19 protein-coding genes are annotated in these 23,088 nt (G+C 73.0%); 10 read left to right on the top strand and 9 right to left on the bottom strand.

Going from position 1 to position 23,088, the window contains the following annotated elements; genetic code table 11:
* Window positions 1-46: 46 nt before the first annotated feature.
* Together murA and AB0J90_RS33450 are read left to right on the top strand one after the other, a co-directional pair.
* Window positions 47-1,402: a UDP-N-acetylglucosamine 1-carboxyvinyltransferase gene (gene murA / locus AB0J90_RS33455; RefSeq protein WP_363602923.1), complete on the top strand. Its 1,356-nt coding sequence runs from the start codon at window positions 47-49 to the stop codon at window positions 1,400-1,402.
* 78 nt (window positions 1,403-1,480) lie between these two features.
* Complete coding sequence (locus AB0J90_RS33450; RefSeq protein WP_363602920.1) at window positions 1,481-2,095, top strand: DUF3043 domain-containing protein; 615 nt, start codon at window positions 1,481-1,483, stop codon at window positions 2,093-2,095.
* Between the two features lie 56 nt (window positions 2,096-2,151).
* Here AB0J90_RS33450 and AB0J90_RS33445 read toward each other — a convergent pair whose 3' ends face one another.
* Entirely contained in the window at window positions 2,152-2,460 is a 309-nt protein-coding gene (locus AB0J90_RS33445) for an AzlD domain-containing protein (RefSeq protein WP_363602918.1), read from the bottom strand.
* On the bottom strand, window positions 2,454-3,140 hold the full coding sequence (locus AB0J90_RS33440; protein WP_363602916.1) for an AzlC family ABC transporter permease: 687 nt from the start codon (window positions 3,138-3,140) through the stop codon (window positions 2,454-2,456). The genes AB0J90_RS33445 and AB0J90_RS33440 overlap by 7 nt, the downstream gene beginning before the upstream one ends.
* A gap of 65 nt (window positions 3,141-3,205) precedes the next feature.
* Between AB0J90_RS33440 and AB0J90_RS33435 the strand changes: the two genes are divergently transcribed.
* Window positions 3,206-3,769, top strand: a complete 564-nt coding sequence (locus AB0J90_RS33435) for an XRE family transcriptional regulator (RefSeq protein ID WP_363602942.1) — start codon at window positions 3,206-3,208, stop codon at window positions 3,767-3,769.
* Window positions 3,770-3,775: 6 nt separating this feature from the next.
* Here AB0J90_RS33435 and AB0J90_RS33430 read toward each other — a convergent pair whose 3' ends face one another.
* From AB0J90_RS33430 to AB0J90_RS33420, 3 genes are read right to left on the bottom strand one after another with little or no spacing between them, the layout of a single operon-like run.
* Entirely contained in the window at window positions 3,776-4,798 is a 1,023-nt protein-coding gene (locus AB0J90_RS33430) for an ATP-binding cassette domain-containing protein (RefSeq protein WP_363602914.1), read from the bottom strand.
* A complete protein-coding gene (locus AB0J90_RS33425) occupies window positions 4,798-5,619 on the bottom strand; it encodes an ABC-2 family transporter protein (RefSeq protein WP_363602912.1) in 822 nt (273 codons plus the stop codon). Before AB0J90_RS33425 ends, AB0J90_RS33430 begins: the two co-directional genes overlap by 1 nt.
* Window positions 5,612-6,418, bottom strand: a complete 807-nt coding sequence (locus AB0J90_RS33420) for an ABC-2 family transporter protein (RefSeq protein WP_363602910.1) — start codon at window positions 6,416-6,418, stop codon at window positions 5,612-5,614. The genes AB0J90_RS33425 and AB0J90_RS33420 overlap by 8 nt, the downstream gene beginning before the upstream one ends.
* 851 nt (window positions 6,419-7,269) lie before the next feature.
* Here AB0J90_RS33420 and AB0J90_RS33415 point away from each other — a divergent pair.
* A complete protein-coding gene (locus AB0J90_RS33415; RefSeq protein ID WP_363602908.1) occupies window positions 7,270-11,616 on the top strand; it encodes a tetratricopeptide repeat protein in 4,347 nt (1,448 codons plus the stop codon).
* 128 nt (window positions 11,617-11,744) lie between these two features.
* Window positions 11,745-12,740: an aldo/keto reductase family protein gene (locus AB0J90_RS33410; RefSeq protein ID WP_363602905.1), complete on the top strand. Its 996-nt coding sequence runs from the start codon at window positions 11,745-11,747 to the stop codon at window positions 12,738-12,740.
* 93 nt (window positions 12,741-12,833) lie between these two features.
* Here the strand turns inward: AB0J90_RS33410 and AB0J90_RS33405 are convergent, their stop codons facing one another.
* Window positions 12,834-13,637, bottom strand: coding sequence for a site-2 protease family protein (locus AB0J90_RS33405; RefSeq protein ID WP_363602900.1), 804 nt, complete (start codon window positions 13,635-13,637; stop codon window positions 12,834-12,836).
* 5 nt (window positions 13,638-13,642) lie between these two features.
* Entirely contained in the window at window positions 13,643-13,843 is a 201-nt protein-coding gene (locus AB0J90_RS33400) for a hypothetical protein (protein WP_326556643.1), read from the bottom strand.
* Between the two features lie 151 nt (window positions 13,844-13,994).
* Here AB0J90_RS33400 and AB0J90_RS33395 point away from each other — a divergent pair, with 151 nt between their 5' ends.
* The 4 genes from AB0J90_RS33395 to AB0J90_RS33380 all read left to right on the top strand — a co-directional run bounded on the left by AB0J90_RS33395 (window position 13,995) and on the right by AB0J90_RS33380 (window position 19,515).
* Window positions 13,995-15,257, top strand: coding sequence for an MFS transporter (locus AB0J90_RS33395; RefSeq protein WP_363602895.1), 1,263 nt, complete (start codon window positions 13,995-13,997; stop codon window positions 15,255-15,257).
* 98 nt (window positions 15,258-15,355) lie between these two features.
* Complete coding sequence (locus AB0J90_RS33390; RefSeq protein ID WP_363602893.1) at window positions 15,356-17,398, top strand: bifunctional adenosylcobinamide kinase/adenosylcobinamide-phosphate guanylyltransferase; 2,043 nt, start codon at window positions 15,356-15,358, stop codon at window positions 17,396-17,398.
* Window positions 17,391-18,164, top strand: coding sequence for an adenosylcobinamide-GDP ribazoletransferase (locus tag AB0J90_RS33385; RefSeq protein WP_363602888.1), 774 nt, complete (start codon window positions 17,391-17,393; stop codon window positions 18,162-18,164). Before AB0J90_RS33390 ends, AB0J90_RS33385 begins: the two co-directional genes overlap by 8 nt.
* Window positions 18,165-18,231: 67 nt before the next feature.
* Window positions 18,232-19,515: a DUF2314 domain-containing protein gene (locus AB0J90_RS33380; protein WP_363602884.1), complete on the top strand. Its 1,284-nt coding sequence runs from the start codon at window positions 18,232-18,234 to the stop codon at window positions 19,513-19,515.
* Window positions 19,516-19,541: 26 nt separating this feature from the next.
* Here AB0J90_RS33380 and gcvT read toward each other — a convergent pair whose 3' ends face one another.
* Window positions 19,542-20,684, bottom strand: a complete 1,143-nt coding sequence (gene gcvT / locus AB0J90_RS33375; protein ID WP_363602882.1) for a glycine cleavage system aminomethyltransferase GcvT — start codon at window positions 20,682-20,684, stop codon at window positions 19,542-19,544.
* Window positions 20,685-20,869: 185 nt separating this feature from the next.
* Between gcvT and AB0J90_RS33370 the strand changes: the two genes are divergently transcribed.
* Window positions 20,870-22,459, top strand: coding sequence for a leucyl aminopeptidase (locus AB0J90_RS33370; protein ID WP_363602879.1), 1,590 nt, complete (start codon window positions 20,870-20,872; stop codon window positions 22,457-22,459).
* A gap of 142 nt (window positions 22,460-22,601) precedes the next feature.
* Here AB0J90_RS33370 and AB0J90_RS33365 read toward each other — a convergent pair whose 3' ends face one another.
* Window positions 22,602-22,928: a hypothetical protein gene (locus AB0J90_RS33365; protein ID WP_363602877.1), complete on the bottom strand. Its 327-nt coding sequence runs from the start codon at window positions 22,926-22,928 to the stop codon at window positions 22,602-22,604.
* Window positions 22,929-23,088: the final 160 nt, after the last annotated feature.

The raw sequence follows: 23,088 nt of genomic DNA, 5'->3' as shown, positions 1-23,088 counted from the left end.
GCCCCGCACCCCTTACCCGGCAGCATCTATTCCGCTGGAGGTTGCGTTGACCGACGACGTACTGGTCGTGCACGGAGGTACCCCGTTGTCGGGGAAGATCCGGGTCCGCGGCGCCAAGAATCTTGTTTCGAAGGCGATGGTCGCCGCCCTGCTCGGCGACACCCCGAGCCGCCTGTTCGACGTCCCGCGCATCCGCGACGTCGAGATCGTCAAAGGTCTGCTCGAACTGCACGGAGTCCGGGTCAGCGACGGCGCCGAGGACGGCGAGCTGATCTTCGACCCGGCGAACGTGGAGAGCGCCACCACCGACGAGATCAACGTGCACGCCGGGTCGAGCCGGATCCCGATCCTGTTCTGCGGTCCGCTGCTGCACCGGCTCGGGCACGCGTTCATCCCCGACCTCGGTGGCTGCCACATCGGCCCCCGGCCGATCGACTTCCACATCCAGGCGCTGCGGCAGTTCGGCGCGATCGTCGACAAGGCGCCGGAGGGCATGCACCTCACCGCGCCGAGCGGCCTGCACGGCACCAAGTTCGAGCTGCCGTACCCGAGCGTGGGTGCGACCGAGCAGGTGCTGCTGACCGCCGTGATGGCCGAGGGCGTCACCGAGCTGCGCAACGCGGCGGTGGAGCCGGAGATCGTCGACCTGATCGCGATCCTGCAGAAAATGGGCGCGATCATCAAGGTGCACACCGACCGGGTGATCGAGATCCAGGGCGTACCGCGGCTGCAGGGTTACACCCACCGGCCGATCCCGGACCGGATCGAGGCGGCGAGCTGGGCGGCGGCGGCACTGGCCACCGGCGGCGACGTCGAGGTGCTCGGTGCCGAGCAGGTCGACATGATGACGTTCCTGAACGTGTTCCGCTCGGTCGGCGGCGCGTACGAGGTCACCGACGCCCGCGCGCCCAAGCTGGACTCGCCGGGCCAGGAGGGCGGCATCCGGTTCTGGCACCCGGGCGGTGAGTTGCAGGCGGTGGCGCTGGAGACCGACGTGCACCCCGGCTTCATGACCGACTGGCAGCAGCCCCTGGTGGTCGCGCTGACCCAGGCCCGGGGCCTGTCGATCGTGCACGAGACCGTGTACGAGCAGCGCCTGGGCTACACCGAGGCGTTGAACAAGATGGGCGCCACCATCCAGGTCTACCGCGACTGCCTGGGCGGCACCCCGTGCCGGTTCGGCCGGCGCAACTTCAAGCACTCCGCGGTGATCGCCGGCCCGAGCAAACTGCACGCGGCCGACCTGGTCATCCCGGACCTGCGGGCCGGGTTCAGCCACCTGATCGCCGCGCTGGCCGCCGAGGGCACCTCCCGGGTGTACGGCGTCGACCTGATCAACCGCGGGTACGAGGACTTCGAGGCGAAGCTCTCCGCCCTCGGCGCCCACGTAGAACGCCCGTAGCAGCACATACGGCGTAGCCGCTGACACCTCCCGCACCGTGATGTGTGGGAGGTGTCAGCCGCCCGCTACCCTTCATCCGTGCCGTCGTTGTTTCGCCGTAAGCCCACCGACCTCGTCGAGGAGAACGTCACCGCGGTGACGCCCGACGAGGCGACCGATGCCGCCCGCCCCCGGGGCTACACGCCCAGCAAGAAGGAGCTCGGCAAGGAGACGCCGAAGCGCCCGACCGTGGGGCGTCGAGCGGGCGCGGTGGAGACCCGCCCCCCGGCGAACAAGCAGGAGGCACGCGAGCGCCGTCGGGCCGCACGGGCCGAGGCGGCGGCCGAGTTCCGTCGCGAGGGTGGACCCCGTGACCGGGGACCGGAGCGGGTGCTGGCCCGTGACGTGGTCGACTCCCGCCGTACGATCGGCACCTGGTTCTTCGGTGGTGCCCTGATCGTGCTGATCGGTTCGTCGGCCGCGATGCCGCCGGCCGTACGCCTGGTTTCGAACCTGCTCTGGGGTGCGCTCGCCATCGGCGTGGTGATCGACTCGATCCTGATCTCACGGAAGATCAAGAAGCTGGTCACCGAGCGGTTCCCCAAGACCGAGCTGCGGATGGGCTCGCTCTACCTCTACGCGATCATGCGTTCGATCACGTTCCGCCGGATGCGCGCGCCGACCCCGCGGGTCAAGATCGGCGACAAGATCTAAGCCCGCTTCCCGCCTCGGACGACGCCGGGCACGCCTCGGACGACGCCGGGCACGCCTCAGGCGACGCCGAACAGGCGCAGTACGGCGGTGGTGCCGGCCGCGGCGATCACCACCAGCACGAACGGTGCCCTGCGCACGGCGAGTGCCAGCCCGACCAGCACGCCGGCCGGGCGGGCGATGCCGGCGAAGGCACCGCCCTCGGTGAGCGCCGCCGTGGCGGCCAGCGCGGCGAGCATGGTGGCGGCGGCGATCGGCAGCAGCCGGGCCAACCAGTCCGGCAGGTCGGCGCGTTCCCGCAGCACCACACCGGCGAGCCGGAACGCGTACGTGCCGACGGCCAGGGCCAGGATCACCGCGATCAGCATGGCCGTACCGGCTTGCGTCGGGGCAGGGCGAGTACGCCGAGCCCGCCGAGCGCCACCAGCACCGGCAGCCCGGCCGGCAGGACCGGGGTGAGCAGTACGGCGGCCAGCGCCCCGACCACCGCGACCCGTCGGGTGTCCGGGTCCCGCAGGACGGGCAGCAGCAGGGCGAGCAGACCGGCCGGGAAGGCGGCGTCCAGGCCGAGCCGGTTCGGGTCACCGGCGAACCCGCCGAGCAGCACACCGAGCACGGTGCCGGCGTTCCAGGCGAGGAAGAGCAGCACCCCGGCCAGCCAGTACGCGCGCCGCCGGGCGGCACCCTCGGGCTGGGCGAGGGCGAAGGCGGTGGTCTCGTCGGTCATCAGGTGGGCGCCGAGGATCCGGGACCGCCAGCCGCTGCCGAGGGTGTCGCCGAGGGTGAGCCCGAACGGTAGGTGTCGGGCGTTGAGCAGGAGTCCGGCAAGTACGGCGGCGAGCGGGTTGCCGGCGGCGACCAGCCCGACGGCCATGAACTGCGCTCCACCGGCGTAGAGCACCGTGGACATGGCGAGGACGGCCCAGACCGGCAGCCCGGCGGCGAGTGCGATCGCGCCGAAGGAGGCGCCGACCGCGATGATCGCCACACTGAGCGCACCGATGTCGCGCAGCAGGGCGCGGTCGGTTGTTCGGTCTACCGTACGCATGGTTCAGAATAATGAACGCCGTGCCAGCGTTCGTCAAACCGAACATCGAGACCGATGGAGCGAACATGCCGCCGTCCCCGCCCAGCTCGCCCGTGGCCACCATCGCCGCCGCCCTGCGCCGGGAACGGGAACGCGCCGGCATCTCGCTCACCGAACTGGCCCGCCGGGCCGGCATCGCCAAGTCGACGCTCTCCCAACTCGAAGCCGGCACCGGCAACCCCAGCGTGGAAACGGTCTGGGCGCTCGGCGTCGCGTTGGAGGTGCCGTTCAGCCGACTGGTCGAGGAACCCGCCCCGGCGGTACGGGTGGTCCGGGCCGGTTACGGCAGCGGCATCCGCTCCGACCAGGCCGACTTCACCGGCACCCTGCTCGCCGCCGGCTCGACCCACACCCGGCGCGACATCTACCTGCTCACCCTCGAACCCGGTGCCGTACGCGAGGCCACCGCGCACATCCCCGGCAGCATGGAACACCTGGTGGTCGGCGCCGGGCGGCTGCGTACCGGACCCGCCTCGGCGCCGGTGGAACTCGAACCCGGCGACTACGCCGCCTTCCCCGGCGACGTACCGCACCACTACGAGGCGCTCGCCCCCGGCACCTTCGCCGTACTCGTCATGGAGCACCCGTGAGCGGGCTCAGGGAGCACCCGTGAGATCGGCGCGGGTGACCGGCGCCTGCGACGGGATGGCGCCGGGCGGGGCGGGGGTCTGGTAGAGGCGGCGGACCACGTCCTCGATGTCCGGCTCGACGATGGCGATGTCGCGCAGGGTGGTGAGCCCCGCCAGCCGGGCCACCACCTCCCCCGCGGTCGCCGACTCCAGTTCGAAGACCAGCCGCCGACCGTCCGCCTCGATCCGCCGCATTGGCGCACCGGGCAGGGCTGGCGGATCGGCCAGCGGCTCGTCCAGGTCGACCACGACCAGCCGCCGGGAACCGTACCGGGCGTGCAGCGCCTCGATGTCGCCGTCGTGCACTACCTGACCGTGATCGATCACCACCAGCCGGCGGCATAGCCGTTCGATGTCGGCCAAATCGTGGGTGGTGAGCACCAGGGTGGTGTCACCGGCCCGGCCCAGCTCGCCCAGGAACTCCCGGACCGCCTGCTTGCTCACCAGGTCCAGGCCGATCGTCGGCTCGTCCAGGAACAGCACCTCCGGCCCGTGCAGCAGCGCGGCGGTCAGCTCACCGCGCATCCGCTGGCCCAGGGAAAGCTGGCGGACCGGGGTGTCGAGGAACTCGTCCAGGTCGAGCAGGGACCGGCAGCGGCGCAGCCGGGCGGCGTGCTCGACGGGTGGCACCCGGTAGATGTGCCGCAGCAGGTCGAACGAGTCCCGCAGCGGCAGATCCCACCAGAGCTGGGAACGCTGGCCGAACACCACGCCGATGCGCAGCGCCAGTCGGGTCCGCTGCGCCACCGGGGTCAGCCCGCAGACGCGTACGTCGCCACCGGAGGGCATCAGCACACCGGTGAGCATCTTCAGGGTGGTCGACTTGCCGGCGCCGTTCGGCCCGATGTAGCCGACCATCTCGCCGCGGGCCACCACCAGGTCCACCCCGTCGACCGCGGCGACGACCTTCCTCGTCCTGCGCAACCGGCCGGCCTTCACCCGTACCGTGAAATCCTTGCGCAGTCCGCGCGCTTCGATGACGTCGCTCATCATGACCCCGTACTCCGGTAGTGTCTGATGCCGCTGCGCCACGCGGCGGCGGCGCCGACGGCGGCCAGCCCCGCGACGCCCGGCGCGGCCCAACCGACCCAGCCCGGCAGGCCCAGCGGGTCGGCCCGGCCGAGCAGCGCCAGCGCCGGGTGATAAGCCACGAAGGCAAAGCCCAGGCCGTACGCGAAAATCGCGCGAAACCATCCACCGTAGACGGTCACCGGGTACGAGGTGAAGTCCCGACCACCGTAGGTGAACGCGTTGCCGACCTCGCCGGAGTCGATCCACCAGAACGCCAGCGTGGCCGAGGCGACGAAGATCGAGCCGAAGAAGACCGTCCCGGCCAGCGGGGCGACCAGCACCAGCACGACCCGCCCCGGAGTCCAGTCGATGTCGGCCGCGGCCAGCGCCACGACCAGCACGGCGAGCCCGAACGCCGCCCGGGAGAGCTTGCGCAGCGGCAGGTCCATCAGCAGCAGTTGCGGCAGCGGGCGGAGCGGGCGTACGAGCACCGCGTCCATCAGCCCGGTCCGGACGTAGTGCCGGACCCGTTCGATGTTGCCCACGGCCAGGTCGGCGGTGGCGAACGAGCAGGCGGACAGCCCCACCATCACCATCGCCTCGCGTACGTCGAAACCGCCGAGGATCCGGGTCACCTGGAACAGCACCAGCACCGTGACCACGTCGAAGACGGTGGCACCGACGTTGCTGACCAGGTCGACGGCGAACGATGCGCGGTACGACGCCTGCGACCGCGCCTGCCCGCGCAGCAGGGCCAGGTAACCCGCGCCCGGCCCGACCGGCTGCTCCCGTTCAGCCACCCTGCACCACCAGTCGCCGCTCGGCCCGCCGCTGCACGACGTGGCAGGCGAACAGCAGCACCCCGACCCAGACCACCTGTACGCCGACCAGGCCGACCTGCACCGCCGGCCGGTCGCGTTCGATCACCACGTCGAGCGGGGTCTGCATCAGACTCGGGAACGGGGTGGCCAGCCAGAGCGGCACGCTGATCCACTCCGGCAGGAAGCGCAGCGGGAAGTAGAGACCGGCGAGGATGCCGGAGGAGAGGGTCCAGAGCACCATCGGCCCGCGTACGTCCTCCAGCCAGTAGACGGTCGCGTTGACCAGGTAGCGGCAGCAGAACGAGAGGATCACGGCGACGGACATCGAGACCAGGAAGAGCGGGGTGGTGTACCAGCGGGTCGGCAGGTAGACGTCGAAGAAGATCGGGCCGGTGAGCACCGGCGGGACGAACCGAGTCAGCATCGCGTACGCCGCCCGTCCGAGGTCGGTGGCGAGGTAGCTGACCACCGGGTGCACCGGTCGGAGCAGGTCGGTGGCGATGTCCCCGGTCCGGATCCGATCAGCCAGTTCGGTCCAGCCCCAGAGCCCCACCACCGCGAGCAGTCCCTGCCCGACCCAGACGAAGGTGGCCAGTTGCGCGGGGTCGTAGCCGGCCGCCTGGCCGCCCGCTCCGGTCGCCACGGCGAGCAGTACGTAACAGCGGAGGAAGCCGAAGACGGTGTTGGTGAAGGCTCCGGCGAACGTCGCCTGTCGGTACGTCGAATAGCGACGGTACCCTGATCCTGTTATCGCAGTAAATGTCCGGAACAAGGACATGATGTTTCTACTGATCGGCGGTGCCGCAGTGGCGGTGACCGAGCCCACGCCGTTACCCTCCTTCCGCGACCACGCTGCAGCGAGCCGGGCGACTTTACCCGGCGCCCCCGGCTGCCCAGTGAGAATTTCCGACGAGGTGACACCGCCGTGATTGAGCGCCGCGAGCCGTTCCACCGGCCGCGCCGCGCGCCCCGCCGGAACGGGGTCGGATCATGACGGATCGCTACCGGGACCGATGGGGAGACCCGCCCGAGCCGTCCTGGATGGGCGAGCCGACCACGGAGTGGCAGGCCGCCTTCCCCGGCCAGCGGTATCCGGGCGACCCCGGACCGAAGCGGCCACCGCAACGCTCGGCCAGCGGCCGTGCGTCGGTCGTGTCCGGTCGGGCCGGTGTCTACCCGCCCGACGGACCATCGTCGCACCCCGACGAGGCGAACCCGTCCCATTTCTCGGGCCAGCAGGCGGGTCGTGTCCCGACCCAGGGTCACGGACAGCCGTCCGACCACGGCTCCCGGGGTCACCGCCCGCCGTTCGCTCCCGGTCCGCAGTCGGAACACGGCCAACCCTCCCGGTACGGTCAGCAGCCCGACGACGGTCCACCTTCGAGGCATGGCCCGCCCTCCGACCACGGCTCGTCCTCACGCCACGACTCCTCACGGCACGACTCCCTCTCACGCCACGACTCCTCACGGCACGACTCCCCCTCGCGGCACGACTCCTCGCGGCACGACTCCTCGCAGCACGACCGTCAGCCGATCCAGGGTGCCGATCGCGGGCAGGGTCAGCCGTCGGGCTACGGCCAGGCGACCTCGGGCTACGGGCAGGCGGCCGAGCGGGGGCAGTATCCGACCGTGGACGGCCGGCGTCCGGCCCAGGACGGCTGGGGAGCGACACCGTCCGCACCCGACCGGGCCGAACACTGGGGCGGCCCGCTGCCGCCGGCTCGTCCGGTCGGCCCCGCGCGCCCGGTCGGCCCCACTCATCCGGTAAGCCCGGCCCATCCGGTCAGCCCGGCCCATCCGGTCGGTTCGGCTCGTCCGGTAAGCCCGGCCCACCCCGTCAGCCCGGCCCACCCGGTCGGTTCGGCTCGCCCGGTCAGCCCCGCGCACCCGGTCAGCCCCGCGCATCCGACCAGTCCCGCGCACCCCGGCGGCGCCGGTCGCGGCGGATCGGGTGGTCCCGGGCAGGGCGAGTACCGGTCGACCGACCGACCTGACCAGCGGTACCAGCAGGATCGTGGCCGCCCCGCCGGGTACGAGCACGAGACGTACGAGCAGGACCGGGACGTACGGGAGCGCCAGCCGTACCGGCCGGGCACCGAGGCGGCGTGGAGCGGGCCAGCACCGGAAGCGGTGTGGAGCGGGCCGGGTCCGGTTGCGCCGTACGACCGGCCCGGCGGTTGGCGACCGGATTCCCCGCCGGAGGAAACCCAGGCACTGCCGGGCCGCCGACCGCCGTCTGCCGAGCGCCGCTTCGTCGACTCCGAGGGATCGGGCCGTACCCAACCGAGGGGCTGGTCCGGACCGGACGCCCAGGTCCCGATCGGCCCCGGCGGCATTCCCCGGCCAGGCCGGAGCGACGGCCCGGTCGAGCGGCCGAGCCGGGGTGAGCCGGGTTACCCGCCCGGTGCCGAGCCACCGCGTCGGCAGCCGCCGAACACCGGCCGTCCGGACCGGGAACCCGTGGCGCCGCAGGACCGCTGGACCGGGCCGGGGCAGGACGGCGGCTGGTCCCCCGACCGCGGTCCCTCCGTACGCCGGGATGCGCCGCCGACGCGCGACGGTTACCGGCCGTCCGAGCCCGGCACCGGTCGCCCGCCGATGGCCGACCCCGGCCCGGCCGCCGGCCGCCCCGGCACGCCGACCCGGCCCGACCGCCCAGCCGAACACACGCGGCCTACGCAGGACCGGCCGATCGAGCACGGCCGCCCGACCCACGACCGGCCGATCGAGCAGGGCAGGCCGACCCACGACCGGCAGTTCGACCAGGGACGGCCCGGCCAGGGCAGGCCCGTCGAGTACCCGGATCAGGACCGGCCGAGCGAGCAGAGCAGGCCCGCACACGACCGGCAGTTCGACCAGGGACGGCCCAGCCAGGAGCGGCCGGTCGAGCAGGGCAGGCCCACCCAGGACCGGCCGGTCGAGCAGGGGCGGCACGGCCAGGTGCCGCCCGGGCAGGGTTGGCCGCTGGCCGAGGTGCCGCCGTACCGGGCACCGGACCAGACCGCCGCGCCCACGTCCGGTCCGCCGGCAGCGAACGAGCCACTGCCGAGCGGTGCCGACCTGTTCACGCCGAAGCGCGAACGGCGACACCAGGCTCCCGAGCCTGCACCGGCACCGGACGAACAACCTGTACCGTCCGAGCGCAGCGGCGAACCGGCCAAGGGCCGCGACGCCACCTCGGGCTGGCTGCCGACGCCGGCCGACGACGAGGCAGTCACCCACGCCGCTTCGCCGAGCGGGCCGAATGCGCACGACGAGCCGCCGCGTACGCCGGTCTCCGCTCCTCCGGCCGCCGGACTGCGCCTGGAGTTCCTCACCGCACCGACACCACCACCCCCGCCCCGCCCCGCGCCCGTCGAGCCCCCGCCGGTCGAGGCTCCGCCCGTCGAGCCCGCCGCACCGCTGGTACGGCTCGATCCGGCCCCAGCACCGGCTACCGGGTCGACGTCGAAGACGGGATCGGGATCGGGATCGGGATCGGGATCGGGATCGGGATCGGGATCGGGAGAGCTTGTGTCGCCGGGTCCGGCCGCGGCAGTGGATACCGGTGCGGGCCGCGAGACCGAGGCCGCCGCTGGACCGTCTGCCGGACCCGCCGTGTCGGCGTCGGGCTCGCTGGTCGGAGCAGAGTCGCCGCAGCCGACCCCGAGCGGCACGTCCGGCGCCGGACAGCCGACCGGGGCCGACCCGGTACCGGTTCCTGCCGCGGTCACGACCCCCACTGCCGCCCCATCACCCTCCAGTGCGTCGTCCACGACCCCCGCCCCGCCCACGACGTCCAGCCCACCCGCGACGTCCGCCCCGCCCACCACGTCTGGCCCACCCACGACGTCCACCCCGCCCACGACGTCCGGCCCGGCTCCGTGGCCGCCCGCCGCTCCGGTCCAGACGCACGACAGCGCCGCGCCGGCCGGGCACGGCGACACCACGGCAACGGCATCGGCCACCGGGGGCACCGACACGGCGTCGTCCAGCGGCGGCACCGAGCCGACATTCGACGGCGGATCGGCTACGGATGTCGGCTCCCCCGGCCAGTCGGCAGCAGCCCTCGACGCGCCCCGTGAATCGGCGGGCGGCGTCGATACTCCTCGCGAGCCGGCAACGGGTGTCGGCACACCAGCCGGAGAACCGGCAATCGGCAGCGGCGCGGTAATGGTCGACGCCACTGCGGCGACAGCCGGCGGGTCCGGCGTACCGGCCGGTCCTGTCGACGATCTGGTATCGGCGGATCCGGCCGGCGGTGGTGTGCGGGAACAGGCGACAGCGGCGCCGGTTGAGCCGGCTGCCGGATCGTCCACCGCGGACGGTGAGCCGGCCGGACCGGGGACCGGGCAGGCAGCGGACAACCCGACGACCGCGCGTACGGGCGACGCCGGGACGCAGCCGTCGGGTCCGCTCGACGAGGACGGCCCCAGCGACGACGGGTACCCGGCCGACGGCCCGTTGCCGGAGGACCCGGTGCCGGTGTCGGGGCCGCCGCTTGCCACCACTCCCCCTGGCTCACCCGTTGCCGAGGCCAGCCCGGACACCGTGCTGCCCGCTCCGGAGGGCCCCGCGGCGGGCGCCGCCACGGCACTGCGGGCGCCGACCATGCTCACCCCGATCATCTCGCCGGAGGAGCCGACACCGGACGAGGCTCCGGCGGAGGAGGAGACGCCCGAACCTCCGCCGCCGGACCCGGAGCAGGTGCTGTCGGCGTACCGGTGGCGGTTCCACCACGAGACCCTGCGGGAGTTGGTCGAGGATCCCGACGAGTTGCGGGCGATCCGGGACCGGCTGACCGAGAAGGTCGATCCGGCGCAGGACAACCGGACCCGGGCACGGCTGCTCAGCCTGCGCGCGGTGGTTTCCCGGATCCTCGGTGACCTGGGCAAGGCGCTCGCCGACGGCAAGCTCGCCCTGGGGCACGCGGAGGCCACCGGCGAGCTGCGGCGGATCGCCATCGCCCAGGCCCGGCTGGCGCACGTGTTGCAGTGGCGCGGCGACTTCGCCGAGGCCGACCGGCTGTTCGAGGAGGCGAACTCGTCGGAGTTGCCGGACCGGCTGCGCGCCACCATGCACGAGCACGCCGGCCGGTCCTGCTACGACCAGGGCCGGTACATCGAGGCGTGCAACCACTTCGAGAAGGCGCTGGAGCTGCGTAAGGTCGAGGACCCGGACCTGATCGCGCGCACCGAACTCGCGCTGGACGCGGTGTTCAGCAAGGTGGCGCAGCAGGGCTGGGGGCCGTACCCCCGGGACCGGGACGAGATCCTCCAGGTGCACCGGCCGCCGGTGCCGACGTTCAGCGAACGGATGCAGCGCTGGGGCTACACCACGCCGGAGGGCGAGTCGGCGATCGCGCCGAGCTACGCCGACGCCCAGCCGTTCCACGACCGGGTGGCCTGGGTACGCCGGCCGGAAGCCCGCGCCTGGGAACTGATCGACGAGTCCGGTGAGCTGCTCATCGGTGCGAACGCCGGTTACCTCGGCGTCGGGTCCTTCGCCGACGGACTGGCGTGGGTCTCCCGTGACGGCACCGGCGGTTGGATCGCGGTCGACAAGAACAACCAGGTGGTGATCGGGCAGGGCTGCGACGACGTACGGCCGTTCCGCCGGGGCATCGCCGCGATCCGGCGCGGCGGCTGGGGTGCGGTCGACAAGACCGGCCGGGAGGTCCTGCCGACCCGGTACGCGGCGTTCGCGACCGCCCTGACCGACGGCCGCTACGTCGAGGGGTTCACCGACGAGGGTCTGGCCATCGTCGACCTCGGCGGGCGCAAGGGTGTGGTCGACCGGACCGGTCGGGTGATCGTGTCACCGGCGTACCCGGCGATGGTGATCCACCCGGTGGCGTTCCTGATCGCCACCCCGGACGGCCAGTGGGGTGCACTCGACCGGCGCGGCGAGTTGCTGATCGACCCGGTCCACCCCAGCCGCAACGACGTGATGGACGAGATCGACCGGCTGCTGGCGGACACCAAGCCGGTGCTCTGATCGGGTTTCGCACGACCGGCTTTCGCCGCTTCGCACCGGACGGCCACCGGGCGGGGGCGTCGAAACGGTAGATTCCGGCCCGGCTAGTCGATCATTGAAACGATATCGGCAACGGTTAGGGTTCAGGCATGGACTTCCGACACCTTGGCCGTTCCGGTCTCCAGGTCAGCGAGATCTCGTACGGCAACTGGATCACCCACGGCTCGCAGATCGAGGAGGACGCCGCCCTGGCCTGCGTCCAAGCCGCTCTGGACCACGGAATCACCACGTTCGACACCGCCGACGTGTACGCCGGCACCCGCGCCGAGTCGGTGCTCGGTCGCGCCCTGCAGGGCCAGCGCCGGGAGGGGCTGGAGATCCTGACCAAGGTCTACTGGCCCACCGGTCCCGGCCCGAACGACCGGGGTCTGTCCCGCAAGCACATCCTGGAGTCGATCAACGGCTCGCTGCGCCGGTTGCAGACCGACTACGTCGACCTGTACCAGGCCCACCGGTACGACTACAGCACGCCGCTCGAGGAGACGATGGAGGCGTTCGCCGACGTCGTACGCTCCGGCAAGGCGCTCTACATCGGGGTGTCGGAGTGGCGCGCTGACGAGATCCGCGAGGCGTACGAGCTGGCCCGGCAGTTGAGGATCCACCTGGTCTCCAACCAGCCGCAGTACTCGATGCTGTGGCGGGTGATCGAGGGCGAGGTGGTGCCGGCCAGCGAGGAACTCGGCATCGGTCAGATCGTCTTCTCGCCGATGGCACAGGGTGTGCTCTCCGGCAAGTACCTGCCCGGTCAGCCGCCGCCGGCCGGTTCCCGGGCCACGGACGAGAAGTCCGGGGCGTCGACCATCGCCCGGTTCATGACCGACGAGGTGCTGACCACCGTCCAGCAGCTCAAGCCGCTGGCCGACCAGGCCGGGCTGAGCCTGGCCCAGCTCGCGCTCGCCTGGGTGTTGCAGAACCCGAACGTGTCGTCGGCGATCGTCGGCGCGACCCGCCCGGAGCAGGTCGCGGACAACGTCAAGGCAGCCGGGGTCAAGCTCGACGCCGACCTGCTCAAGGCGATCGACGAGATCGTCGGGCCGATCACCGAACGGGACCCGGCCAAGACCAAGAGCCCGGCCCGCCCGTAGTCGTGCCGACCCGGCACCCGCTCCTCGGTGCGGGTGCCGGGTCGCCGTCACGGAAGACCGTCACAGCAGGCTTGCCGCCACAGCAGCTTGCCGTCAGATCCAGTCCTGCCAGAACCGGATCAGGTCGTAGCCGGCGGCGTAGAGCGGGCTGGGCAGCCCGATCCAGTCGCCGACGGTGAACACGACCGAGAAGAACCAGTTGCTGATCCGCGGGTTCCAGAGCAGGGCGAACAGCAGCAGGAAGCCGTACGGGGCCATCAGGTCGTAGCCGCGCCGCCACTGGGGTGACAGCCACGGGTAGAGCATGTTGCCGCCGTCGAGCCCCGGCACCGGCAGCAGGTTGAGCACGCTCGCGGTGAGCTGGAGGAAGCCGAGCAGCGCGACACCGGCCCAGAACTCCGGGTGCGCGCCGACGTCCAGGGTGAACGCGAACGGCAGCACCAGCACCAGGGCGAAGAGCACGTTGGTCGCCGGCCCGGCGAGGCTGACCAGGGTGTGCCGCAGCCGTCCGGGGATCTGGTGGTGGTCGACCCAGACCGCCCCGCCGGGCAGGCCGATGCCGCCGAGCAGCACGATCACCACCGGGAAGACGATTGACAGCAGCGGGTGGCTGTACTTGAGCGGGTTGAGGGTGAGGTAGCCGCGGTGGGCCACTCCCCGGTCCCCGGCCCGGAATGCGACGATCGCGTGGGCGTACTCGTGCAGGCAGAGGGAGACCAGCCAGCCGGAGACGACAAAGAGGAACACGTCGAACCGGACGTTGCCGAACTGGTTCCAGCTCAGTACGCCGCTGGTCACGAAGAGGGCGACCAGGGCCAGGAAGATGGGGCTCGGCCGGAACGCCTCCCTGGGCACCCCGAGCACGAGCCGTTCGCGGCCGGAGTGTTCGAAGCCCATCAGACTCACTCGGCGACCGGTTGCAGGCTCATCCGATACTCGACCCGCTCGTCCTCCAGCAGGATCACCGTGGTCACCCCGGACGCGGAAAGTTCACGCCAGGCCTGGCCGATCCAGGACTCGGCGTCGGCTTGGCTGCCGAACGTCTCGTCCGGCCCGCTCACCGCCTGGCCGTCCGTGCCCTCGTACCGCCAGCTCCACGGCATCTTGCGTCTCCCCTCACCGATGTCCCCGACGGACCCCGCCAGCCTAGCCGTCCGGCGGCGGCCGTCGATCGCCCGCAGCGGGGCCGCTGCCCGCCGGGTGGTTGTGGGAGCGCGCTAGCGTCCGGCAAGGGTGGGCGGGAGGAGGCGCGGGGTGCGGGGGCGGACGGGTGCGGCCTGGTCGCCGATTCCCCCGGCGGGACCGCTGCGGACGCTGGCCTGGGGCACCCTTGCCAACACGGTCGGTACCGGGCTCTGGGGTGCCGGGGCGGCGCTGTTCCTGACCCGGGGCGTGGGGCTCTCCGCCGCCTCGGTCGGTCTCGGGCTCACGATCGCCGGTCTGGTCGGGCTCTGCGCCACCGTGCCGCTGGGGCACCTCGCGGACCGGTGGGACCCGCGTGCGCTGCGTGCCGTACTGCAGGTGGGGCAGGCGGTGGTCGCGGCGTCGTACCTGCTGGTCCACTCCTTCCCGGCGTTCCTGGTGGTGGCGGTGCTCGACGCGCTGCTGGTCACCGGGAACCTGACCGTGCGGGCGGCGCTGGTCGCGGCGGTCGCCGGTCCGCAGGGACGGGTCCGCGCGTTCGCCACGCTGTGGGCGGTGGCCAGCGTCGGGGTCAGCGTGGGTGCCGCGCTGGCCGGGCTCGCGCTGACCGCCGACACCCGGACCGGGTACGCCCTGCTGGCGGTCGGCAACGCGGTCACGTACCTGATCTCGGCGGGCCTGTTGATGCGACTGCCCGCACTCCCGCCGACGCCCGGCGGTGCCCGCTCGGGCGGCTGGGCGGCTCTGCGTGACCTGCGGTACGTCGCGGTCAGTGCCGCCGCCTCGGTGATCTCGGTGCATCAGGTGGTGCTCAACCTGGTGCTGCCGATCTGGATCGCCGGCCAGCCCGGGGTGCCCCGGGCGGTGATCGCCGCGGTGCTGGTCACGAACGCCGCGTTGACCGTGCTGTTCGGGGTACGGATCAGCCACGACGCGCAGGGGGCGGTTGCGGCTGCCCGGACGATGCGACGGGCGGGGCTGGTGCTGGCGGTCGCGATGCTGCTCTACGCCGCGTCGGCCGGACTGGGCCCCGGTGCCGCCGTCGGGCTGCTGCTGCTCGCCACGGTGGTCTACACCCTCGGCGACCTCTACCACGGGACCGCCAGCACGGGCCTGGCCTACGACCTCGCGGACCCCTCGGCTCTCGGCCAGTACCAGGGGGTGCACGGGCTGATCAACGGCCTGGCCCAGGCCGCCGGTCCGGTGCTGCTCACGCTGCTGCTGATCGACGGTGGCAGCGCCGGCTGGGCGGTGCTGGGCGGGGTCCTCGTCGTCACCGGTTGGGTGGTTCCGATGCTGACCCGCTGGGCGTCGCGCCCAGACCGGCCGGGTGCCCCGACAACATCCGGGGCCGCCGCCGGACCGGTCGGATAGGGCACGAACCGGGATAGCTCGCCGCCGGGGTGCGGTTGTCGCCGATGCTGCACCTACCTCACAGGCGAATCTCCGGCTGGGCGCTCTAAGGTACGGACATGTCCGTTGACGGTTGGAACACGGTTCTCGTGCTCGGCGGGATCCGCTCCGGCAAATCCGAGTTCGCCGAGTCGCTCGTACGCGACACGACCGCTGTCCGTTATGTCGCGACCGCCCGGCAGGCCGAACCGGACGACCCGGAATGGGCGGCCCGGATCGAGGCGCACCAACTGCGCCGTCCGGCCGGCTGGACGACCGAGGAGACCGCCGAGGACCCGTCCCGGCTGGCCGAACTGATCGCCGGTGCCGCCCCGGACGACACGCTGCTCGTCGACGACCTCGGCGGCTGGGTGACCGTACTGCTCGACCCGGTCCACCAGCCCGCCGACGACCGCGTGACCATCGCCGAACTCGCCGCCGCGATCCGCGACTGCACCGCCCGGCTGGTGCTGGTCAGCCCGGAGGTCGGGCTCTCCCTGGTGCCGACGACCACCATCGGGCGGGCGTTCACCGACGCGCTCGGCACCACGAACCAGGTGGTCGCCGAGGTCTGCGACGCGGTGGTCCTGGTGGTGGCCGGTCAGCCCACCTGGCTCAAGCCCGGCCCGGCCCAGCCGAACGTGGTCGTACCCAGCCAGTCCGGCCCGAGCCGCAGCGCACCGGCCAGCACCGAGATCGCGACGGAACAGCCGGTGACCGCGCCGGACGTGGCGAGCAGGGTCGCGTCGCCGGACGTACTCACGCCGCACCTGCCCGAGCCGGAACCAGCCCCGCCGGTCGACAGTTCACCCTGGTCCGCGCCGACGATGATGCTGCCGATGGTCGCCACCGGACTGGTCATCCAGACCGGCATGGACCTGCCGATGCCGGACGAGTACGCCGGTCCGCAGGCGATCGACCGGCTCGCCACGCTCGACCTGCCCGGTGCCGGGCTTGGCAACCTCGAACGGGTGGTCGGCTTCGCCGCCGGCACCCAGGGCACCCCGACCCCGCGCCCGTGGCGGGCGGTACGGGTACTGCTGCTGCACGGTGACCACGACGGTGGGGCCGCCGCCGGGGCCACGGCGGGCGAGTCCGGCCGCCGCGCCGACCAGGCGCGCGCCGGCAAGGGCCCGCTCGCCCGGCTCGCCGCCGAGGTCGGCGCGAGCCTGCAGGTGGTGGACGCGCCGACCGCCGCACCGATCGAGGACGGACCGGCGCTGACCGCCGAGGCCGTCGAGTCGGCCCTGCGCTACGGCTGGCGGCTGGCCGAGGAGGCGGTGGACGACGGGGTCGAGGTGATCGTGCTCGCCTCCTGCGGCGCCGGCACCGAGGCCGCCACCGCGGCCGTGCTCGCCGCCACCGCGGGTGCCGAGCCGGCTGCCGTACTCGGACGGGTGATCAGCCCCGGCGGCCAGGTGGACGACGCGGCCTGGATGGTGCGCTGCGCGACCGTACGCGACGCGCTGCACCGCAGCCGGCGCAGTCCGCGCGGTCCCAAGGACATCCTGGCCGAGCTGGGTGGCGGCGACGTGGCGATCGCGGCGGGCATCCTGCTCGGCGCGACCGCCCGGCGTACGCCGGTGCTGCTCGACGGCCCGGTCGGCGTGGCCGCCGGCATGGTGAGCCGTGATCTCGCCGGCCAGTCCCGGCACTGGTGCCTGCTGCCGGACCACGGCGGGCATCCGGCGGTCCGGCTCGCGGCCGACGTGCTCGGGCTGACCCCGCTGCTCGACCTGAAGCTCGACCTGGGCGAGGGGGCGACCGCGCTGGCCACCCTGCCGCTGCTGCGTACGGCGCTGACCCTGGCCGGGTCGGTGGGCGGGCACCCGTCGCTGGCACCCAGCGGCTGGGCCGAGCCGGAGGACGAGTCGCCGGCCGGCGAGGAGCAGCCGGGCCGGCACGAACGGCCGGACGGGGACGACGGGGACGAACAGCGCTTCGGGGCCGAGCCCGGCCGGGACGGCACCACCGACGACAGCGAGTTCGACGAACCGGAACCGGCCGGCCCCGGCCCGACCCGGCCCGACCCGACCGATCCGGACCGCGATGCCGACGGCAGCGGGACGCGGACCGGGGAATTCGACGCGTGGGCCGGCGACGGCGCCTCGCGCGGTGCCTGAACACCGGTTTCCGGCCGGCGCCCGGCTGGCGCTGACCACGTTCACCACCCTGCCGCTGCGTACGGGCAGGGTGGACCGGGAGACGGCGGCGGTGGCGATGATCCTCGCTCCCGCCGCCGGTGCGCTGCTCGGTGCGGCGCTCGCCGCGATCCTGCTCGGCGCGACCGCTGCCGGTGCCCCGGCGCTGGTCGCGGGGGCGGTGACGGTCGCCGCCGGGGCGCTGTTCACCCGGGGGCTGCACCTGGACGGGCTCGCCGACACCGTCGACGCGCTCGGGTCGTACCGGTCCGGGCCGGCGGCGCTGGAGATCATGAAGAAGCCGGACGTGGGGCCGTTCGGGGTGGCGGCGCTCGTTCTCGTACTCCTGCTCCAGGTCGGCGTGCTCGCGGCGCTGCCGGAACGGAGCTGGCCGGCCCTGCTGGCGAGCGTGGTCACCGCGAGCGCGGCCGGTCGGCTGGCGGTGAGCTGGGCGTGCCGGCGCGGTGTGCCGGCGGCCCGGCCGGAGGGGCTGGGCGCGTTGGTCGCCGGGACCGTCGCCCGGCTGCCGCTGGCGGTGGCCACCGTCGCCGTCGCGGGCGTGGCGGTGGCGGCGGTGCCGGGCCGCCCGTGGCAGGGTCCGGTCGTGGTCTGCCTCGCCCTGGCCGGTGGGCTGGTGCTGCTGCGCCATACCGTACGGCGGTTCGGCGGGATCACCGGCGACGTGCTCGGTGCCCAGGTCGAGGTCGTCACCACGCTCGTCTACCTCGGTCTGGTGCTGACCGGCTGATCCGGCCCGCCATCTTCGGTAGCGTTCGCGAAAGAGAATCACTACTTTTCGGCGAGCGGGGCACGTCATGATCATCACGGACGATTTCCTGCCTCTGCCGGTACCGGAGTCGCTCACCGCGACCTACCTGGTACCGGTCTCGACCCCGCCCGAGGTGACCCCGGCCCAGGCCATGGCGGCACTCGGCGACCGGGTCACCGAACTGGTCCACGACCTCACCCGGCAGATGCTGGACAGCCCGCTGATGACGGTCGACCTGCGCCCGGTGTCGGAGTTCCCGCACCTGCCGCCGGACCTGCTCACCGCGTTCGGCGCCACCGACGAACAACTCGCCCGGCTCGACGCCGCCAACAGCCTGGTGGTGATCCAAGCGAGCTACCGGCCGGGCTGGCCGCCGGCACACGAGTGGGCTGCCCGGGCGGTCGGCGCGGCGATGGCGGACGCGGTCGGCGGCGACCTGGTCGACGTGTTCGGCCTGCAGTTCCTCGACCCGGCCACCGCGCTGCGGTCACTGCCCGACGCCGAGGGCCGGGTACGGCTGGTCGACTGGGTGCTGGTGCCGTACTCGACCGCCGAGGGTGGGCTCTGGTTCACCACCAAGGGCCTGCGCCGGTTCGGCCTGCTCGAACTCCAGGCCCAGGAGGTGCCGGGGCACCTCACCCGGGGCTGGGGTGCGGTGATGACCGGGGTCGCTCGCCGGCTGCTGCGTACCTGGACCGACGGGCTGTCCGGGATCGAGGTGCCCGCGTTCGTGCAACTGCCGGTGGTCACCACCGTCACCGACCACGACATCGCGGTCGCGTACGGCTATCCGCGCCAGCAGGACGCCGCCGGCCCGGCCGCGCTGCGGCTGGAACTCGACCCGGCCACCGATCCCGAGGCCGACTCGTTCCTGACCCTGCTCCCGCCGATCGGTCACCAGGGCCCGCCCAGCCGCTACTTCGCCGGGGTCTGCACCACCCTGTTCGGCGCTCCCCGCTCCGACATCCGCTACGACCGCAGCGACGACGCGATGGCGCGGGCCGTCGCCACCGCCCGTGCCGGCCTGGCCGGTGTCCGTGACCGGTTCGTCGGCGGCTCGCTGGCCGGGGACCTGCAACTGCTGATCAAGTACGGCCTGGTCACCGCCGAGGGCCCCGAGTACGTCTGGGCTGGTGTCGACTCCTGGCACCGGCCGGACCTGATCCACGGCACCAGCGCCTGCGACGCGGTCGCCGACCCGGCGGTCCGGATCGGCGCCCCGGTCGTGATCGCGACCGCCGACGTCGTCGACTGGGCGCTACTGGACCGGGGCACGGTCGTCGAGGGCGGCTGGACCCAGGCCGTACTGGACTCCGGCCGGCACAACTGAGCCGGTCCGGGGCGGTCGAACGGCGGTCAGCGTACCGACGGTTGCACGAACGGGGGCCGGACCACCTTCATCACCGAGCGGCGGCCGCGTACGTCGACCTCGACGGTGGCGCCCTCGGTCAGCCCGGCGGCGGTGTCCAGCAGGGCGAGCCCGATGCCGGACTTGTTGGTCGGCGAGAACGTGCCGCTGGTGACCGTGCCGACCTCGGTGTCACCGGCGACGACCCGCATGCCCGGGCGCGGGATGCCCCGGTCCTGTGCGGCGAGGCCCCAGAGCAGCCGGCGTGGTCCGGCCGCCTTCTCCGCCAGCAGCGCGTCCCGGCCCCAGAAGGCCGGCTTGTTCCAGCCGACCGCCCAGCCGGACCGGGCCTGCACCGGGGTGATCTCCAGCGACAGGTCCTGCCCGTGCAGCGGGTAGCCCATCTCGGTACGCAGCGTGTCCCGGGCGGCCAACCCGCACGCCCGCAGCCCGTACGGTTCACCGGCGGCGAAGAGCGCGTCCCAGACCGCGGTCGCCCCGGCCTCGGGTACGACAAGTTCGTACCCGTGTTCGCCGGTGTATCCGGTGCGGCACACCACCAGTTCGACCGGCTCGCCGTCGCCGACCGCGAGGGTGGCGGTGGAGAAGCTCATGTAGTCGTGTTCGGTCGGCAGGCCGAGCGCGCCGAGCAGGTCGGCCGAGCGCGGGCCCTGCACCGCGAGCACCGCGTACGCCCGGTGTTCGTCGGTGACGGTGACCCCGGCGGGCGCGGCGGCGCGCAGCCGGCGGACGACCTCGGCGGTGTTGGCCGCGTTCGGGATGAGGAAGACGTGCTCGTCGCCGTAGAGGTAGGCGATGATGTCGTCCACCACGCCGCCGGTGGCCTCGTCGCAGCAGAGCGTGTACTGGGCCCGGCCGGGCCCGATCCGGCCCAGGTCGTTGCTGAGGCAGGCGTTGACGAAGTCGGCCGCACCGGGACCGGTGACCCGCGCCTTGCCCAGGTGGGAGACGTCGAACACGCCGACCGCCTCACGGACCGCGGTGTGCTCCTTGAGCACCCCGCCGCCGGCGTACTCCAGCGGCATGGACCAGCCGCCGAAGGCGGCGAACTTGGCGCCCAGCGCGGCGTGCCGCTCGTTCAGGGGTGAGCGGAGCAACGAGTCGGCGGCGGCCGTGGTCAGGTCGGTCATGGATGGCAACTTACCGGGGGTCGCCCTCCTGGCTCACCCGGGCTCGACCTGGTGATTAACATCGGCGGGATCCCTACGGCGACAGTCGCTGGGACAGCCGACCTCTCCGGCGGGTAGGTTCGCCGGAGACCTTCGTCGCCGGACCGCGCACAACGCGGCCGGCCAAGCCCGTCCGGAGACGCCGAGTGACATCGCCCAGCACCACCCTCAGCCTGGTCGACACCGACCCCGCGGAGCTTGCCGTCGACGCCCTCGTCATCGGCGTGCACAGCCAGAGCGGATCCGCGGACACCGGGGGTGAGGGGCCCGGCGGGTACGCCGGCACGCTGCTGCTGGCGACCGGGGCGGAAAGCATCGCCGCCGCGTTCGACGGACGCCTGACCGAGACCCTGGCCCTGCTCGGCGCGACCGGCGCCCAGGGCGAGGTGATCAAGCTCGCCACGCTCGGTACGGTCACCGCCCCGCTGGTCGTGGCCGTGGGTCTGGGTGCCGAGCCGACCGGCGCCGCCCCCGCACCGGAAACCCTGCGCCGGGCTGCGGGGTCCGCGATCCGGGCCCTGGCCGGCGCGGACCGGGTGGCGCTGAGCCTGCCGGTGCCCGACGACGAGGACGCCCCGGCCGCGCTGCGCGCGGTGGCCGAGGGTGCCCTGATCGGCGGTTACCGGTTCACCGGTTACAAGACCCGCCCGCAGCCGACCCGCCGTACCCCGGTGGTGGAGATCTCGGTGCACGTGCCGGACGCCGCCGACGCGGCCGCCCGCGCCGAGATCGCCCGCGCGACCGTGGTCGCCGCCGCCGTCACCCGGACCCGGGACTGGGTGAACACCGCCCCGAACGAGCTGCGCCCGCCGTCGTTCGCCGAGTCGGTGGTGGCCGCCGCCGACGCGGCCGGCCTGACCGTCGAGGTGCTGGACGAGAAGGCCCTCGCGGCCGGCGGTTACGGCGGCATCGTCGCGGTCGGGCAGGGCTCCGACGCGCCGCCGCGGCTGGTCAAGCTGAGCTACCAGCCGCCGGCCGGCACCGCCGGGGCCGGGAAGCGGATCGCGCTGGTCGGCAAGGGCATCACCTTCGACACCGGTGGCGTCTCGATCAAGCCGGCGCAGGGCATGTGGGAGATGAAGTCGGACATGGCCGGCGCGGCGGCGGTCGCCGCCACCATGCTCGCCATCGCGGAGCTGAAGCCGGCCGTGTCGGTGCAGGCCTACCTGCCGATGGCGGAGAACATGCCGTCGGCGAGCAGCTACCGCCCCGGCGACGTGATCACCATGTTCGACGGCAAGCGGGTCGAGGTGCTCAACACCGACGCCGAGGGCCGGATGATCCTGGCCGACGCGATCGCCCGGGCCTGCGCGGACGGCTGCGACTACCTGCTGGAGACCTCGACCCTGACCGGCGGCCAGGTGGTCGCGCTGGGCAAGCGGGTCGCCGGGGTGATGGGTACGCCGGAGCTGTGCACCCGCGTACGCGCCGCCGGTGAAGCGGTCGGCGAGCCGGCCTGGCCGATGCCGCTGCCGGAGGACGTGCGCAAGGGCATGGACTCCGACGTCGCCGACATCTCGCAGGTCAACGCGGGTATGGACCGGGCCGGTCACATGCTGCAGGGCGGCGTCTTCCTACGCGAGTTCGTCGCCGACGGGGTCGACTGGGCGCACATCGACATCGCCGGCCCGAGTTACCACTCGGGTGAGCCGACCGGTTACTGGGCCAAGGGCGGCACCGCGGTGCCGGTACGGACCCTGCTGCACCTGGTCGAGGACATCGCCGCCAACAACTGAGCGGTACCCGCGAACCGACCCCCGGCCGAGCGTGGCCGGGGGCCGGCGCGTTCGCCGCACCGGTTCACCAGCCTCCGTGACCAGCCCGCCCGCTCGGCTCAAGCTGCTCGTTGCTCAACCCCGGCCGCACGTCCGACGCACGTCAGGCACCCGTACTCCGTTTGCGGCGCTCGTTGAAGTCGCGCATCCGCTGCGGGTAGCCGACCAGGCGCACGTCGTAGATCGGGATCGCCATCTTGTGGGCGAAGCGGCGGGCGCCCTCCGGGCTGTCGATCCGGCGTCGGGTCCACTCCCCGTCCGACGCGATCAACATCACTGTCGTCTCGGTCACCGTCGTACGCGGCTCGATGAACGCCTCGACGCCCCGTCTGGACTTGACGAACTGCTCCAGGTGTTCCACGTCCCCGCGGTTCGCAACGCGATCACCTGCCGCGTTGCCGCCCTGCTTGCGGCGCCTAAACCAGGCCACCCGCTCTTCTCCTCCCGCCCACCCGTGCCGGTCGTGTCCGGTGGTTGGGCAAAGAGTACGTGGAACGGACGTGTCCTTGGGCACCTCAGTTACGCGGCGCGGGACTGCAAGTGACAAGATGGCCCAGGTAGAAGGTATCCGGCCGGAATGCAACGGTCGG

This window comes from Micromonospora sp. NPDC049523 (genome assembly GCF_040676775.1).
Classification (GTDB): Bacteria; Actinomycetota; Actinomycetes; order Mycobacteriales; family Micromonosporaceae; genus Micromonospora_G.
Note: the sequence above shows the minus strand (reverse complement) of the source record. Positions and strands in the feature narration are given on the sequence as shown.

Excerpts from the sequence above, each read along its gene's own strand:
- AB0J90_RS33445 (WP_363602918.1), bottom strand. The coding sequence starts at position 2,460 with ATGCTGATCGCGGTGATCCTGGCCCTGGCCGTCGGCACGTACGCGTTC.
- AB0J90_RS33440 (WP_363602916.1), bottom strand. The coding sequence starts at position 3,140 with ATGCGTACGGTAGACCGAACAACCGACCGCGCCCTGCTGCGCGACATC.
- AB0J90_RS33435 (WP_363602942.1), top strand. The coding sequence starts at position 3,206 with ATGCCGCCGTCCCCGCCCAGCTCGCCCGTGGCCACCATCGCCGCCGCC.
- AB0J90_RS33430 (WP_363602914.1), bottom strand. The coding sequence starts at position 4,798 with ATGAGCGACGTCATCGAAGCGCGCGGACTGCGCAAGGATTTCACGGTA.
- AB0J90_RS33420 (WP_363602910.1), bottom strand. The coding sequence starts at position 6,418 with ATGTCCTTGTTCCGGACATTTACTGCGATAACAGGATCAGGGTACCGT.
- AB0J90_RS33410 (WP_363602905.1), top strand. The coding sequence starts at position 11,745 with ATGGACTTCCGACACCTTGGCCGTTCCGGTCTCCAGGTCAGCGAGATC.
- AB0J90_RS33405 (WP_363602900.1), bottom strand. The coding sequence starts at position 13,637 with ATGGGCTTCGAACACTCCGGCCGCGAACGGCTCGTGCTCGGGGTGCCC.
- AB0J90_RS33400 (WP_326556643.1), bottom strand. The coding sequence starts at position 13,843 with ATGCCGTGGAGCTGGCGGTACGAGGGCACGGACGGCCAGGCGGTGAGC.
- AB0J90_RS33390 (WP_363602893.1), top strand. The coding sequence starts at position 15,356 with ATGTCCGTTGACGGTTGGAACACGGTTCTCGTGCTCGGCGGGATCCGC.
- AB0J90_RS33380 (WP_363602884.1), top strand. The coding sequence starts at position 18,232 with ATGATCATCACGGACGATTTCCTGCCTCTGCCGGTACCGGAGTCGCTC.
- gcvT (WP_363602882.1), bottom strand. The coding sequence starts at position 20,684 with ATGACCGACCTGACCACGGCCGCCGCCGACTCGTTGCTCCGCTCACCC.